The sequence below is a fragment of the Streptomyces sp. NPDC007929 genome, from assembly GCF_042959065.1.
Classification (GTDB): Bacteria; Actinomycetota; Actinomycetes; order Streptomycetales; family Streptomycetaceae; genus Streptomyces.
Genome location: NZ_JBIBKD010000008.1, coordinates 484,620 through 499,097, shown reverse-complemented (window position 1 = coordinate 499,097; position 14,478 = coordinate 484,620). Strand labels below are relative to the sequence as shown.

Annotated in this window: 13 protein-coding genes; 7 read left to right on the top strand and 6 right to left on the bottom strand. The window is 69.4% G+C overall.

Features of this window, described 5'->3' with window-relative positions; genetic code table 11:
- Positions 1-157: 157 nt before the first annotated feature.
- The 3 genes from mctP to ACFZDE_RS28340 form a co-directional block, all read right to left on the bottom strand.
- On the bottom strand, positions 158-1,786 hold the full coding sequence (gene mctP, locus ACFZDE_RS28350; RefSeq protein ID WP_391204427.1) for a monocarboxylate uptake permease MctP: 1,629 nt from the start codon (positions 1,784-1,786) through the stop codon (positions 158-160).
- Entirely contained in the window at positions 1,783-2,049 is a 267-nt protein-coding gene (locus ACFZDE_RS28345; protein ID WP_390993806.1) for a DUF3311 domain-containing protein, read from the bottom strand. Before ACFZDE_RS28345 ends, mctP begins: the two co-directional genes overlap by 4 nt.
- Before the next feature lie 144 nt (positions 2,050-2,193).
- Entirely contained in the window at positions 2,194-2,958 is a 765-nt protein-coding gene (locus ACFZDE_RS28340; RefSeq protein ID WP_097220267.1) for a GntR family transcriptional regulator, read from the bottom strand.
- Positions 2,959-3,270: 312 nt separating this feature from the next.
- Here ACFZDE_RS28340 and ACFZDE_RS28335 point away from each other — a divergent pair, with 312 nt between their 5' ends.
- The 5 genes from ACFZDE_RS28335 to ACFZDE_RS28315 all read left to right on the top strand — a co-directional run bounded on the left by ACFZDE_RS28335 (position 3,271) and on the right by ACFZDE_RS28315 (position 9,058).
- Positions 3,271-4,551: an extracellular solute-binding protein gene (locus tag ACFZDE_RS28335; protein ID WP_391204424.1), complete on the top strand. Its 1,281-nt coding sequence runs from the start codon at positions 3,271-3,273 to the stop codon at positions 4,549-4,551.
- A 73-nt stretch (positions 4,552-4,624) separates the two neighbouring features.
- The gene (locus ACFZDE_RS28330; protein ID WP_390993808.1) at positions 4,625-5,614 is read left to right on the top strand and encodes an ABC transporter permease subunit; all 990 of its coding nucleotides are present in this window, start codon (positions 4,625-4,627) and stop codon (positions 5,612-5,614) included.
- Positions 5,611-6,453, top strand: a complete 843-nt coding sequence (locus tag ACFZDE_RS28325) for an ABC transporter permease subunit (RefSeq protein ID WP_391204421.1) — start codon at positions 5,611-5,613, stop codon at positions 6,451-6,453. Before ACFZDE_RS28330 ends, ACFZDE_RS28325 begins: the two co-directional genes overlap by 4 nt.
- 9 nt (positions 6,454-6,462) lie before the next feature.
- Positions 6,463-8,001, top strand: coding sequence for a glycoside hydrolase family 3 N-terminal domain-containing protein (locus ACFZDE_RS28320; protein ID WP_391204418.1), 1,539 nt, complete (start codon positions 6,463-6,465; stop codon positions 7,999-8,001).
- Between the two features lie 274 nt (positions 8,002-8,275).
- Positions 8,276-9,058: a DUF899 family protein gene (locus ACFZDE_RS28315; protein ID WP_390993811.1), complete on the top strand. Its 783-nt coding sequence runs from the start codon at positions 8,276-8,278 to the stop codon at positions 9,056-9,058.
- A 74-nt stretch (positions 9,059-9,132) separates the two neighbouring features.
- Here ACFZDE_RS28315 and nagB read toward each other — a convergent pair whose 3' ends face one another.
- Entirely contained in the window at positions 9,133-9,918 is a 786-nt protein-coding gene (gene nagB, locus ACFZDE_RS28310; protein WP_391204415.1) for a glucosamine-6-phosphate deaminase, read from the bottom strand.
- A gap of 292 nt (positions 9,919-10,210) precedes the next feature.
- On the opposite strand from nagB, the gene ACFZDE_RS28305 reads away from it, so the two are divergent.
- Together ACFZDE_RS28305 and ACFZDE_RS28300 are read left to right on the top strand one after the other, a co-directional pair.
- Positions 10,211-10,900 carry a TetR family transcriptional regulator gene (locus ACFZDE_RS28305; RefSeq protein WP_391204413.1) on the top strand — a complete coding sequence of 230 codons (690 nt, stop codon included), beginning with the start codon at positions 10,211-10,213 and terminating at the stop codon, positions 10,898-10,900.
- A 352-nt stretch (positions 10,901-11,252) separates the two neighbouring features.
- Complete coding sequence (locus tag ACFZDE_RS28300; protein ID WP_390993958.1) at positions 11,253-12,719, top strand: histidine kinase N-terminal domain-containing protein; 1,467 nt, start codon at positions 11,253-11,255, stop codon at positions 12,717-12,719.
- Positions 12,720-12,932: 213 nt separating this feature from the next.
- Here the strand turns inward: ACFZDE_RS28300 and ACFZDE_RS28295 are convergent, their stop codons facing one another.
- Together ACFZDE_RS28295 and ACFZDE_RS28290 are read right to left on the bottom strand one after the other, a co-directional pair.
- Complete coding sequence (locus ACFZDE_RS28295; RefSeq protein ID WP_016639615.1) at positions 12,933-13,190, bottom strand: WhiB family transcriptional regulator; 258 nt, start codon at positions 13,188-13,190, stop codon at positions 12,933-12,935.
- A 319-nt stretch (positions 13,191-13,509) separates the two neighbouring features.
- Positions 13,510-14,478, bottom strand: a complete 969-nt coding sequence (locus ACFZDE_RS28290) for a diacylglycerol kinase family protein (RefSeq protein ID WP_390993814.1) — start codon at positions 14,476-14,478, stop codon at positions 13,510-13,512.

Sequence of the window (14,478 nt, the reverse complement as noted above, 5' to 3'; positions counted from 1 at the left end):
GCCCTTGGTAACCCGTGGGGGGGGGGTGGGGGGGGCCCCCCCCTGTTGGGGGGGGGGGGGGGGGGGGGGGGGGCCCCGGGGCCCGCCGGGGGGCGGGGGGGGGGGGGGGCCCCGGCCCCCCGCTGCGGGGTGTGCGTGGTGGGTCGGAACCCTGGAATCAGTGCGCGGAGCCGGCGGTCGCGGGCGGGAGATCCACCTGGACCCCCGGGTCGCCCGCGTCGGCCGTGTAGTCCTCCGGCTTGGTCTCGTCGACGCCGTCGGGAGCCTTCAGGGCCTTCAGGACGAAGGTCAGGACCACCGTCACCACCACGTTCAGGACGAACGCCGTGAGGCCGATGTAGCCGATCTCGCCGATGCCCGGGATCTCCTTCGCGGAGCCGCCGAAGTGCTTCTGGGTCGGGGAGGCGACACCGTACGCGGCGACCGTGCCGTAGACCATGCCCACCGCCCAGCCCGCGAGCAGCGCCCAGCGGTGGAACCAGCGGGTGAACAGGCCGCCGACCAGGGCCGGGAAGGTCTGCAGGATCCAGATGCCGCCCAGCAGCTGGAAGTTGATGGCGACCGTCTTGTCCATGGTGAGGACGAAGGCCAGGGCGCCGACCTTCACCAGCAGGGAGACCAGCTTGGAGACCTTGGTCTCCTGCGCCGGGGTGGCGTCGGGCTTGATGAAGTCCTTGTAGATGTTGCGGGTGAAGAGATTCGCGGCCGCGATGGACATGATGGCCGCGGGCACCAGCGCGCCGATGCCGATCGCCGCGAACGCCACGCCCGCGAACCAGTCCGGGAACATCGTCTCGAACAGCTGCGGAATCGCCAGCTGCCCGTTCTGCACCTTGATACCGGCCGCGATCGCCATGAACCCGAGCAGCGCCAGCAGACCCAGCATCAGCGAGTACAGCGGCAGGATCGTGGTGTTGCGGCGGATCACCTCACGGCTCTTCGAGGACAGCGTCGCCGTGATCGAGTGCGGGTACATGAACAGCGCCAGCGCGGAGCCCAACGCCAGCGTGGCGTACGTCCACTGGCCCGGCTCGGCCGGTGTCAGCGCACCGCGCGGCGCGCCCGTCGCCGGGTTGGTCTGGCTGTACGCCTCACCGGCCTTGGCGAAGATCTCGTCGAAGCCGCCCAGCTTGATCGGGATGTAGATGATCGCCACCGCGATGACGATGTAGATCAGCGTGTCCTTCACGAACGCGATGAGCGCCGGGGCCCGCAGGCCCGAGGAGTACGTGTACGCGGCCAGCACGCCGAACGCGATCAGCAGTGGCAGGTCCTTGATGAACCAGTTGGTGTTCTCGCCGCCGCCGACACCCATCACGTCCAGCACCGCCTGGATGCCGACCAGCTGGAGCGCGATGTACGGCATCGTCGCCAGGATGCCCGTCACGGCCACCGCCAGCGACAGGCCCTTCGAGCCGAAGCGGCCGCGCACGAAGTCGGACGTCGTCACGTAGCCGTGCTTGTGCGAAACCGACCACAGGCGGGGCAGGAAGGTGAAGATCAGCGGGTAGACCAGGATCGTGTACGGCACGGCGAAGAAGCCGGCCGCGCCCGCCGCGTAGATCGCCGCGGGCACGGCGACGAACGTGTACGCCGTGTACAGGTCGCCGCCGAGCAGGAACCAGGTGACCCAGGTGCCGAACGAGCGGCCGCCCAGGCCCCATTCGTCCAGGCTGTGCTCGTTCTCGGCCTTGCGCCAGCGCGCGGCCAGGAAGCCCATGACCGTCACGGCCAGGAAGAAGAAGATGAAGACGCCGAGCGCGACGCCGTTCACGCCGTCCTTCACTGCGACGCACCGCCCTTCGAGGCCGAGCGGGCGCGCTGGTCACGCTGCCACAGCTTGTAGGCGATCATCGTCAGGACGGTGGAGATGAGCACCCACGCCATCTGGTACCAGTAGAAGAACGGGATCCCGATGAAGGCCGGGTCGGTCTTCGCGTACGAGCCGACCCACAGCATGGCCACGAACGGCGCTATGAGGCAGACGGCGATGACGACGCGCATGGGCGTCACCACCGGCCCTCCACTGGCTTCTGGGGGTTGCGACATCAGGCGGCTCCGTCCCCTTGGTGATCACCTGTGCAATGCGCAGGCAATCTAGGTCAGGGCGTGCCCATAGCGGAACCCCTCGTCCGCAATGCGGTACCCAACCGAAACCAGGCCTCAGCAGTGACGGAAGGGCCGCGGGCGCCGCTAGTCGGCGGGCCGCTTCAGTCGCGCCACGAACTTGTACCGGTCCCCGCGGTAGACCGACCGCACCCACTCCACCGGCTGGCCGCCCCGGTCCAGCGAGTGCCGGGAGAGCATCAGCATCGGCAGCCCCACGTCCGTGCCGAGCAGACCGGCCTCGCGCGGGGTGGCCAGGGACGTCTCGATGGTCTCTTCGGCCTCCGCGAGATGGACGTCGTAGACCTCGGCCAGCGCCGTGTACAGGGATGTGTACTTCACCAGCGAGCGCCGCAGCGCGGGGAAGCGCTTGGCGCTCAGGTGCGTGGTCTCGATGGCCATCGGCTCGCCGTTGGCCATGCGCAGCCGCTCGATGCGCAGCACGCGTCCGCCGGGCGTGATGTCGAGCAGCCCGGCCAGGCGGTCGTCGGCGGTGATGTAGCCGATGTCCAGCAGCTGTGAGGTGGGTTCCAGGCCCTGGGCGCGCATGTCCTCGGTGTACGAGGTCAGTTGCAGTGCCTGCGAGACCTTGGGCTTGGCGACGAACGTGCCCTTGCCCTGGATGCGCTCCAGCCGGCCCTCGACGACCAGTTCCTGCAGCGCCTGGCGCACGGTGGTGCGAGAGGTGTCGAACTCCGCGGCCAGGGTGCGCTCGGGCGGGACCGGCGTGCCGGGCGCCTGGGTCTCCGTCATGTCGAGCAGGTGCTTCTTCAGGCGGTAGTACTTGGGCACGCGCGCGGTACGGACGGGCACCCCGTTCTCGTTCTCCGCACTGCTGACGTCGGTGCTCATGCTCCGCCTTCCCGGCTGGGTCTGCCGACACGATCCCACTTGTATACCGTCGGCGCCTCTTTTGGTCTAGTCCACCAATCGCTGTGGTCTACCCGCAGTATGCCGTGCCCGCCGGGGTTTTCGCTGCCTTCTTACTTAAAGGTTCCTGCATATGTAGGTCGCATAACGGCTGGTCAGAGCTGTATCGCGAGCCTTGACAGGCCCCCTGGTCTGGTCCAAGCTCCCCGTACTGGTCTACACCATTGGTCCAGGCCCGGCCCCACGTTCACTGCGGGGAGCCAGGGGGGTTGTGGGATCCCTGAGGAGGGTGGCGTGAAGCGCAAGCTGACAGCCGCGATCGGTATCGCGGGCATGATGGTCTCCATCGCGGCGTGCGGCGGCGAGGGCGGCGGGGGTTCCGACAAGGGCGCGGACGCCAAGGAGCTGACCGTCTGGCTCACCGTCGACGCGCAGAACAACTGGCCGGAGCTGGTCAAGGCCGCCGACGCCGCGGTGAAGAAGAAGCACCCCGGCGTCAAGATCAACCACGAGTACTACGGCTGGCCCGACAAGAACGCCAAGCTCGACGCCGTCCTCGCCACGGACAAGGCCCCCGACGTCGTCGAGATGGGCAACACCGAAATGCTCGGCTACATGGTCAAGGGCGCCTTCGCCCCCCTCGACCAGGCCGAGTTCGACAACTCCGATGCCTGGCTGGACGGCCTCAAGGCCTCCGTCACCTACGAGGACAAGACCTACGGCGTCCCCTACTACGCGGGTGGCCGCGTCGCCAACTGGCGCAAGGACGTGGCGGCTTCCGTCGGGGTGAAGTCGGCGCCCAAGACCTACCAGGAGCTCACCGCCGCCCTGGACAAGATCCAGAAGAAGCAGGGCGACAAGTACAACGCCTGGTACCAGCCCACCCGCGACTGGTACGCGGCCATGAGCTTCGTCTACGACGCCGGCGGCGCCATCGCCACCGAGTCCGGCGGCCAGTGGAAGGCCTCCCTCTCCTCGCCCGAGTCCCTCAAGGGCCTCAAGGAGTTCAAGAACGTCGTCGACTCGTACATGCACGGCGACAAGACCAAGGACGAGTCCGACCGCTACATCGTCTACGGCCAGGGCAAGTCCGCCATGATCTTCGCCGCCGCCTGGGAGGGCGCGACCGCCGAGGACCCCAAGAACGACAAGACCGGCAAGCTCAAGGGCAACCTCGAGAACTTCGTGATGCCCGGCCCGTCCGGCAAGAACATGCCCGTCTTCCTGGGCGGCTCCGACCTCGCCGTGCCCGTGAAGTCCGACGCCCAGGCCCTTGCCGCCGAGTGGATCAACGCCCTCACCGGCTCCTCCGGGCAGAAGGGCCTGATGGCCAAGGGCAACCTGCCCAACAACAAGACCGACCTCGCCACGCTCAAGAACGACCCGAAGACGGCGGTCCCCGCCACCGCGGCCGAGTCCAACTGGTTCGTCCCGATGGCCCCCGGCTGGGGCCAGGTCGAGAAGGCGCAGATCCTGCAGACCATGCTGCAGAGCATCGGCACCGGCAAGAAGTCCGTCGAGGCCGCCGCCAAGGACGCGGACGCCGCCATCGACAAGGTCATCAACACCAAGTGACCCGCGCGCGGGGCTCCCTGACCTGTGGAGCCCCGCCGCCGTCAAGACCTGAGGGACCGCCGAGGAGCGCGCGATGAGTGCCGCAGACACCACCACCCCCGCCAAGGTGCCGCCACCGCGGCAGGCACCACCGCCGCCCCCGAGAGACCGGCGGCCCCGCGGACAGCGCACGACGGGCGGGGCCTTTGCCCCCTGGTTGCTGCTCGCGCCCTGCCTGCTGATCCTCGCCCTGGTCATGGGCTATCCGCTGGCCCGCCTGGTCACCCTGTCCTTCCAGAAGTTCGGCCAGTCCCAGCTGTGGGGCTTCCAACCGGCCGAGACGGTCGGGTTCGACAACTTCGCCAAGGTGCTGGGCGACGGCGAGTTCTGGGCCGTCGTCCTGCGCACCGTCGTCTTCGCCACGGGCGCCGTCGTCTTCACCATGGTGATCGGCATGGCCCTCGCCCTGCTGCTCCAGCGGGTCTCCGGCTGGCTGAAGATGCTCATCAACATCGTGCTGGTGGCCAGCTGGGGGATGCCGGTGATCGTCGCCACCACGGTCTTCAAGTGGCTCTTCGACTCCGACTACGGCGTCTTCAACGCACTGCTCAGCAAACTGCCCGGCGTCGAGATGATCGGCCACAACTGGTTCGCGAGCGGCCCCGAGGGTCTCGCCGTGATCATGCTGCTGGTGATCTGGGGAGCCGTCCCCTTCGTGGTGATCACCCTCAGCGCCGGTCTCACCCAGGTCCCCAAGGAACTGGAGGAGGCCGCCCGCCTGGACGGCGCCGGCTCCTGGGGCGTCTTCCGCTATGTCACCCTGCCCGTCCTCAAACCGATCATCGTGATGCTCACGACCCTGTCGGTCATCTGGGACATGGGCGTCTTCCCCCAGGTGTTCGTCATGCGCAACGGCCACCCCGAGCCGGAGTTCCAGGTCCTCAACACCTACTCCTACGACCGGGCGTTCGTGGTCAACGACTACGCCCAGGGCTCGGCCATCGCGCTGATCACCGTCCTGCTGCTGCTCGGCGTGGTCGCCGTCTACATGCGGCAGATGCTGAAGATCGGAGAGGTCGAATGAGCACACTCGCCGGAACCGGCCGCCGGAAGTCTCGGCTCGGTTGGAACCTCGTCGGTCTCCTCGTCTTCGTCGTCGCCGGATTCCCGCTCTACTGGATGCTCAACACCGCGTTCAAGCCCGCCAAGGACGCCATCGACTCCGACCCGAGCCTGCTGCCGACCGGCCTCACCTTCGACAACTTCGGCCGGGCGCTGGACATCGCCGACTTCTGGGGCCCGGTGGGCCGCAGCCTGGTGGTGTCGCTGGCCGTGGTCGTCATCGGCATGGTCGTCGGGCTGCTGGCCGCGCTCGCCATCTCCCGGTTCGCCTTCCGCGGGCGCAAAATCGTCATCGTGGGCATCCTCGCCGTCCAGATGGTGCCGCTTGTCGCCATGATCATCCCGGTGTTCCTGCTCCTCAACGACCTGGGCCAGTACGACCGGCTGACCGGCCTCATCATCACCTACCTGACCTTCATCCTCCCGTTCACGGTCTGGACGCTGCGGGGCTTCATCGTCAACATCCCGAAGGAACTGGAGGAGGCGGCCATGGTCGACGGCTGCTCCCGCACCGGCGCCTTCCTCCGGGTCGTCTTCCCCCTCCTGGCCCCCGGCATGGTCGCCACCTCGGTCTACGGCTTCATCCAGGCCTGGAACGAATACCTCTACGCCCTGATGCTGCTCAGCCAGAAGAACCAGACCGCGACCGTCTGGCTCGGCAACTTCACCACCAAACACGGCACCGAATACGCCCCGATGATGGCCGGCGCCACGATGATGGCCGTGCCGATCGTCGCCCTCTTCCTCCTCGTCCAGCGCAAGATGGCCGCGGGCCTGACCGCCGGCGCAGTGAAGGGATGACCTCACCCGATGACGACACTCGCCAGCGGCACCGACACGCTCACCCGCGACGCCCTGACCGTCCTCCAGCCCGGCTTCACCGGCACCACCGCCCCCGACTGGCTGCTGCGCCGGCTCGGTGAGGGCCTCGCCTCCGTCGGACTGTTCGGCCGCAACATCGCCTCCCCCGCCCAACTGGCCGCGCTGACCGCCCAGCTGCGGGCCGAGCGCGACGACGTCCTCGTCGCCATCGACGAGGAGGGCGGCGACGTGACCCGCCTGGAGGTGCGCAGCGGCTCCTCCTTCCCGGGCAACCACGCGCTCGGCGCGGTCGACGACGTGGAGCTGACCCACCAGGTCGCCCACGAACTCGGCCGCCGCCTCGCCTCCTGCGGCGTCAACCTCAACTGGGCCCCCTCCGCCGACGTCAACTCCGACCCGCGCAACCCGGTCATCGGCGTCCGCTCCTTCGGCGCCGACACCGAACTGGCCGCCCGGCACACCGCCGCCTACGTCACCGGTCTGCAGTCCGCCGGGGTCGCCGCCTGCACCAAGCACTTCCCGGGCCACGGCGACACGGCCGTGGACTCCCACCACGCCCTGCCCCGCATCGACGTCTCCGCCGAGGTGCTGGCCGAACGCGAACTGGCCCCCTTCCGCGCCGCCATCGCCGCCGGCACCCGGGCCGTCATGAGCGCCCACATCCTGGTCCCCGCCCTCGACCCCGAGCGCCCGGCCACCCTCTCCCGCCGCATCCTCACCGGCCTGCTCCGCGACGAACTCGGCTACGACGGCCTCATCGTCACCGACGGCATGGAGATGCGCGCCATCTCCGGCACCTACGGCATCGAACGCGGCAGCGTCCTCGCCATCGCCGCGGGCGCCGACGCCATCTGCGTGGGCGGCGGCCTCGCCGACGACGCCACCGTCCTGCGCCTGCGGGACGCCCTGGTCGCTGCCGTGCGGGCGGGCGAGCTCCCCGAGGAACGCCTCGCCGAGGCCGCCGACCGGGTCCGGACCCTGGCCCGCTGGGCCGGCGCGGCGGGCGTCCCGGCCGAGACCACCCACGGCACGGAGATCGGCCTGCACGCCGCCCGCCGCGCCCTCACCGTGACGACCGGGCCGGGCCTCGGCAGCCCCGGCACCTTCGAACCCCTCACCGAACCTCCTTACGTCGCCGCCCTCACGCCCGTCGCCAACATCGCCGTCGGCGACGAGACACCGTGGGGCGTCGCCGCCGAGCTCATCCACCTCCTGCCGGGCACGGTCACGGGCAGCTTCTCCGCCGGGGACGACCCGGACGACGAGGCCGGACAGGGCGCGGGCAGGGCCGCCCTCCAGGCCGCAGGGCCCCGCCGCATCGTCGCCGTCGTCCGCGACGAACACCGCCACCCCTGGATGGCCGCGGCCCTCGACGCCCTGCTGGCGGTGCGCCCCGACACGATCGTCGTCGAGATGGGCGTCCCCCAGGCCACCCCACGCGGCGCCCTGCACATCGCCACCCACGGCGCGGCCCGAGTCTGCGGCCGAGCCGCGGCGGAGGTGATCACCGGGGTGTTGGGGACGTGAGGGCATGAGGGCATGAGGGCATGAGGGCATGAGGGCGTGAGGGCATGAGGGTGGGCTGGGGCGGGGGAGCCGGGTCGCTCGGTGGGCTGGGTTAGTCCGTGAGCTGGGGGGGGGGCTGTGAGCTGGGGGCCCGATGAGCTGGGGGTCCTCGGGTGAGCCGGTTCGGGGAACTGCCCGGCGATGAGTTCCGGCCGGAGGCCGAGTCTCTTCTGGTGACCGCCGTCGCGGCGCCGCCGGACGCCGCCGCCCGGCACGAGACTCCACGGAGGACACCATGACGACCCCACCGGACGACCCGACGGCCACCCTCCCCGGCCGCCCGCCCGTGGTGGACCTGGCCACTTGGCAGCGCGCCCGTGACGAGCTGCTGGTCCGCGAGAAGGCGCACACCCGCGAGGGCGACGCCATCGCCGCGGCCCGCCGGCGGCTGCCGATGGTGGAGTTCGACGGCGGGGTCGAGGTCGTGGGACCCGACGGACCGGTCCCGTTCCTGGACCTCTTCCAGGGCCGCGACGAGCTCGTCGTCTACCAGCACATGTGGTACGACGGCGCACCGCACCAGGGCCAGTGCGAAGGCTGTACCACCACGGCCTGGCACCTGAAGGACGCCGCCTACCTCAACGCCCGCGGCGTCTCCTTCGCCGTACTGACCACGGGCCGATGGGACGAGGTGGCCGCCTACGTCGCGTTCATGGGCTACACCCAGCCCTGGTACTCGGTCCGGGACGTGGCCGCGCCGGTCGGCGGCGAGATGGGCTACCTCACCAGCTTCCTGCGCGACGGCGACCGCACGTTCCTCACCTACCGCACGACGGGCCGCGGCAACGAGCGGGTCAACGGCTCCCTCGGCCTGCTCGACATGACGCCCCACGGCCGAGGCGAGGCCTGGGAGGACAACCCCGCGGACCGGCCCGACGGGCGCGAGCCGTGCTGGTCCTGGCGCTCGGACGCCGACGGCAACGCCACCTGGGGCCCGACCAGCCGCCCCGTACCGCAGTGGACCCGCCCCGGCGCGACCCCCGTGACGACCCTCGGCCGCAACGGCCACCATCACTGACGCGGTCCCCGGCTGACGCGGCAGCAGCGACACCCACCCTCATGGCCGCTCTGACAGCGGTCCTGGCGGAGCCCTCAGATCCCCTGCCACTCCGGCTTGTTGAGGTACGTGTGCCGGAAGTAGTCCGCCAGCTTCAGCTTCGACGCGGCGGCCTCGTCCACGACGACGGTCGCGTGCGGGTGGAGCTGGAGCGCGGACGCGGGGCACACCGCGGCGATCGGCCCCTCCACCGTCGCGGCGACGGCGTCCGCCTTGCCCTCGCCGGTGGCGAGCAGCACCAGATGCCGGGCCTCCAGGATGGTGCCGATGCCCTGCGTGATCACGTGGTGCGGCACCTGGTCGATGTCGCCGTCGAAGAAGCGGGCGTTGTCGATCCGGGTCTGCTCGGTCAGGGTCTTGATCCGCGTCCGCGAGGCCAGCGACGAGCACGGCTCGTTGAAGCCTATGTGCCCGTCCGTCCCGATCCCGAGCAGCTGGAGGTCCACACCCCCTCCGTCCGACAGCGCCTTGTCGTAGGCCTCGCACGCCGCCTGCACGTCCTGCGCCGTGCCGTCCGGGCCCGTGAACTGGTCCATCTCCATCCCGAGCGGCTCCAGCACCTCACGGCGCAGCACCGAGCGGTAGGACTCCGGATGTTCGGCGGGCAGCCCCACATACTCGTCGAGCTGCGCGACCCGGGCCCGCCCGACGTCCACGGCACCGGCGCGCACCTTCGCCGCCAGCGCCTCGTACACGGGAAGCGGCGTCGAGCCGGTGGCCACGCCGAGCAGGGCGTCCGGCTTGCGCCGGAGCAGCTTGGCCATGGCCTCGGCAATGAGCTCGCCGCCCGCCTTGGCGTCCGGAACGATGACAACTTCCACGTTGGGCCTGCCGATCTGAGAGGAGTGCTCAACTGGGACTGGACCCGGGAGGGGGTCGTGTGGTGGTTTAGACCAATCTAACAGAGCGGTTCCGTCCCTCCCAGGGTGAGCGCCGCGGCTTCCCAGTGGCACGGGGTGGCCGCAGCCGCCCCGTCCCGGAAGGAACTGTGCGGTCCTGCCTGTGAGCACGCTCATGGCGGCGCCCCCTTCTCTTTTAGCTAGCGGTCGCTACAGAAATGACCGTACAGCAGCCCGCGGACATATCTCTAGTGCCCGCTATAAAATGCACTCCATGGTGAACGACGACGGAACCACCAAGGCCTCGAAGGGGCCTGAAGCCGCGAGCGCGAGAGTCGCCGGGGGCGGCAAGGCCAAGGCCAGGCCCCGTGGCCGTCCCCGCTCCTTCGACCGCGAGACCGCGCTGGAGAAGGCCCTCCTGGCCTTCTGGGAGCACGGTTACGAGGCCACGTCCGTCTCCGATCTCACCCGCGTCATGGACATCGGCGCCCCCAGCCTCTACGCCGCCTTCGGTGACAAGCGGTCCCTCTTCGACGAGGTCGTGCACGTGTACGGCGCGAGATACGGGTCCTTCACCGGCCGCGCCCTCGCCGAGGAGCCCACCGCGAGGGCAGCCGTCGAGCGCACCCTGCGCGAGGCCGCAACCGCCTACACCGAGCCCGGCCACCCGCACGGCTGCCTCGTCGTCCACGCGGCGGCGAACTGCTCGAACCATGAGGTGGAGCAGTCGCTGCGAGACCGGCGCAACGCCGATATCGCCGCGTTCGAGAGCCGCATCAGGGCCGACATCGCCACCGGCGTGCTGCCGCCGGCGACCGACGCCGCCGCCCTGGCCCGTCACACCGGAGCGATGATCCAGGGCATGTCACAACAAGCACGCGACGGGGCGAGCCGGGAGGAACTGGAGGCGGTCGCGGAAATTGCCCTCTCCATCTGGCCCCGCACAGGAACCCACACGGGTTAGGCTGCCTGCTGGACGCCGGTGCGTCCGACGTGTCGCGGAAATGACAACAACGAACAGCCTCCCACGCATGGACACCCGTAAGTGGTCTAGTCCACAATGCGTGACGAGAGCGTGTGTGCAACACGCACCAGCCTCCGTCTTCCCCGCACAGGAGGACGGACCGAGGAACCGAGGCTCTCTGCCCTGACTGCCCCGGCTCCTCATCCTTCGGCCGACCGGGACCGCACACCCCACGGCCGATGTTGCTCCGGGCTGCGGTGCCGGGAGGGTTGAGGGTCCCTCTCAGGCGCCGCGGCCCGCGGGTGTTTCAGGGCCGTACGAACCCCCGGGTACGCTCGCAGACGTGCCCTCCATGAACGAACTCGTACGCCAGCACACCGCACTCGACGACACCGACCTCGAGTGGCTGCACCTGCTGGTCTCGGAGTGGCAGCTGCTCTCCGACCTCTCCTTCGCCGACCTGGTCCTGTGGGTCCCCACCAGCGACGGCACCCGGTACGTCTCGGTCGCCCAGATGCGGCCCAACACCGGCCCGACCTCGTACCAGGACGACATGGTGGGCCACCTCGTGCCGCGCGGCCGGCGGCCGATGCTGGACGCCGCCCTCGACGAGGGACGCATCGTGCGCGAGGGAGACCCCGAGTGGCGCGAGGAGGTTCCCGTCCGGGTCGAGTCGATCCCCGTACGGCGGGAAGGGCGCGTCCTCGGAGTCATCGCCCGCAACACCAACCTCCTCACCGTGCGGACCCCGAGCCGCCTGGAGCTCACCTATCTGCAGAGCGCCTCCGACCTGGCGCAGATGATCGCCGCCGGGTCCTTCCCGTTCGCGAACCAGCAGCTCGACATGGACGCCTCACCCCGGGTGGGCGACGGCCTGATCCGGCTCGACGCCGACGCCGTCGTCCAGTACGCCTCGCCGAACGCCCTGTCCGCCTATCACCGGCTCGGCCTCGCCTCCGACCTCGTCGGCCAGCACCTGGGCAAGACCACCGCCGAACTCGCCCCGACCCGGGGCCCGGTGGACGAGGCGCTCGCCAAGGTCGCCAGCGGCTGGGCGCCGCGCGAGTTCGAGATCGAGGCCAGCGACGGGGTCATCCAGTTCCGCGCGATCCCGCTCAAGCCGAAGGGCACCCGCATCGGTTCCCTGGTGCTGCTCCGCGACGTCACCGAACTGCGTCGGCGCGAGCGCGAGTTGATCACCAAGGACGCGACGATCCGGGAGATCCACCACCGCGTCAAGAACAACCTCCAGACGGTGGCGGCGCTGCTCCGGCTCCAGGCCAGGCGCATCGAATCCGACCGTGGGCGCGAGGCCCTCGAAGAGGCGGTTCGGCGCGTCGGATCGATTGCGATCGTGCACGAGACGCTCTCCCAGAACCTGGACGAGCGGGTGGAGTTCGACGACATCGCCGACCGTGTGCTGGCCATGGTCGCGGAGATCTCTCCGGGCAAGGTCGCGGGCCGGCGCACCGGCCGCTTCGGCATTCTCGACGCGGAGGTGGCCACTCCGCTGTCCATGGTGCTGACCGAGGTGCTGCAGAACGCGCTGGAGCACGGCTTCCGTGAGGGCGACACCGGCACGGTCGAGGTCTCGGCGGTACGCGGCGGCACGGCCAAGGAGGCCCGGCTGCTGGTCACGGTCCAGGACAACGGGGTCGGTCTGCCGGAAGGGTTCGATCCGCACACCGCCGGCAACCTCGGCCTGCAGATCGTGCGGACCCTGGTGGAGGGCGAGTTGGGCGGCACCTTCGACATGGTCCCGGCCCCGGAGCGCGGCACCCGTGTGATCCTCGACATCCCGGTGCCGTCGCAGAAGTGACGGAATCCGGAATCCCCGCACAGGGGCCCGTTAAAAGCATTGAGCCCCGGGCCATCAAGTGGCCCGGGGCTAAAGCTCGTTGCTGCTTAACTAAGCGCATCGGGGGAACTGCGCGCTGCGGCTCGGGGGCGGGAGATGCGTACTCGCTGTCTACGAAGTAATGCCGTAAGGCACACGCGCCGCCAAGCTCAGGCTGTCAGCAGGGGTGGGTTGTCAGGCGGAGGCCTGACGAGCCCGGTTGCGGGCGGCGCGGCGCTTCATGGCGCGACGCTCGTCCTCGCTGAGACCACCCCAGACGCCGGAGTCCTGGCCGGACTCGAGCGCCCACTGCAGGCACTGCTCCATAACCGGGCAGCGACGGCAGACGGCCTTGGCTTCCTCGATCTGCAGCAGCGCAGGACCGGTGTTGCCGATGGGGAAGAAGAGCTCGGGGTCTTCCTCGCGGCAAACGGCGTTGTGACGCCAGTCCATGGCTGCTACCTCTCCTTGGTAAGACATGCGGTTGCTTGTGAATGTGAACGCTTTCACGAATCCCTCAACAAGTGAAGGGCCGACTGCCAGGTTCCCCGGCGAAGGTCCTGTGAGTTGAAGAGGGGTTCTGGTGATCAGTGGAGGCCGGTGTTGCGGGCCGTCTCGATCGCCACGTAGAGACTCGCAAACCTCAGCGGCGGATACAACCCCTTCTGGAAAGTTTTTTTTGATTCTTCGGTGTCGACTAGGTCACAGCCGTACTTCCATGGGGTGGATCCTGGCCTAAACGTTCGAGTGAAAGGACTTTAGCCAGTTCTGCTCACACAATCACACGCAGTGCACGGCGTACGCCTGTGAACGTCACGCTTGTTCGCAGCCCCAGGTGGTCGCCGTCCATCTGGAGGGGGAGCGGGACCTTCGAATGCAAGGTGAACTCGGTCAAGTCGTGCAGCGAGGTGGCGTGTTTGCCATGGGGTCCACGCTCGGGGGACGAAGTGAGCAACTGGGTGCCATACCGGGCAACCGCCGCGGTCGACAGGCGGCTGAGACCGAAGAGATCGAGCCCGGTATCGAACGAGGCTTTAGGTGCCGCGTAGATCGGGCGATTGCCCAGAAACGTCCAGGGCGAGGTGTTCGAGACTATGGACAGCACCAGATCGGTGATCGGGTCCTCGCCGGCCCGCTCCAGCGTGATCGTCCCGTGGCGGCGGTTCGGCTCGCCCAGGAGCTGACGCATCACCTGGCGCACGTAGAGAGCGTGTGTGGATTTCCGGCCGCGCTCGCGATGCTGCTCCACGCGGCCCACCACACCGGCGTCGAAGCCGAGCCCCGCGTTGAAGGTGAACCAGCGGGACGGCACCGCCTCGTCCTCCGTGCCCGGCGTGCCCGAGGTCAGGCCCAGGCCGACGGTTCGCTCGCTGCCGTCGCGCAGGGCGTCCAGCAGAGCGCCGGTGGCTTCCACGGCGTCGTTGGGAAGGCCCAAGGCGCGGGCGAAGACGTTGGTGGAGCCACCCGGGACGACGGCGAGACCGGGCAGACGCTCGGGGGCGGGGCCGGCGTGCAACAGTCCGTTGACCACTTCGTTGACCGTGCCGTCGCCGCCGAGGGCCACCACCAGGTCGATGTCGTCACTGTGGGCCGCGTGCCGGCCCAGGTCGCGCGCATGGCCGCGGTACTCGGTGGTGACCGCTTCCAGCTTCATCTCACTGGCGAGCGCGTGGATCAGCACATCGCGCGTGCGCGCACTTGTGGTGGTTGCCGCCGGATTGACCACGAGAAGTGCACGCAT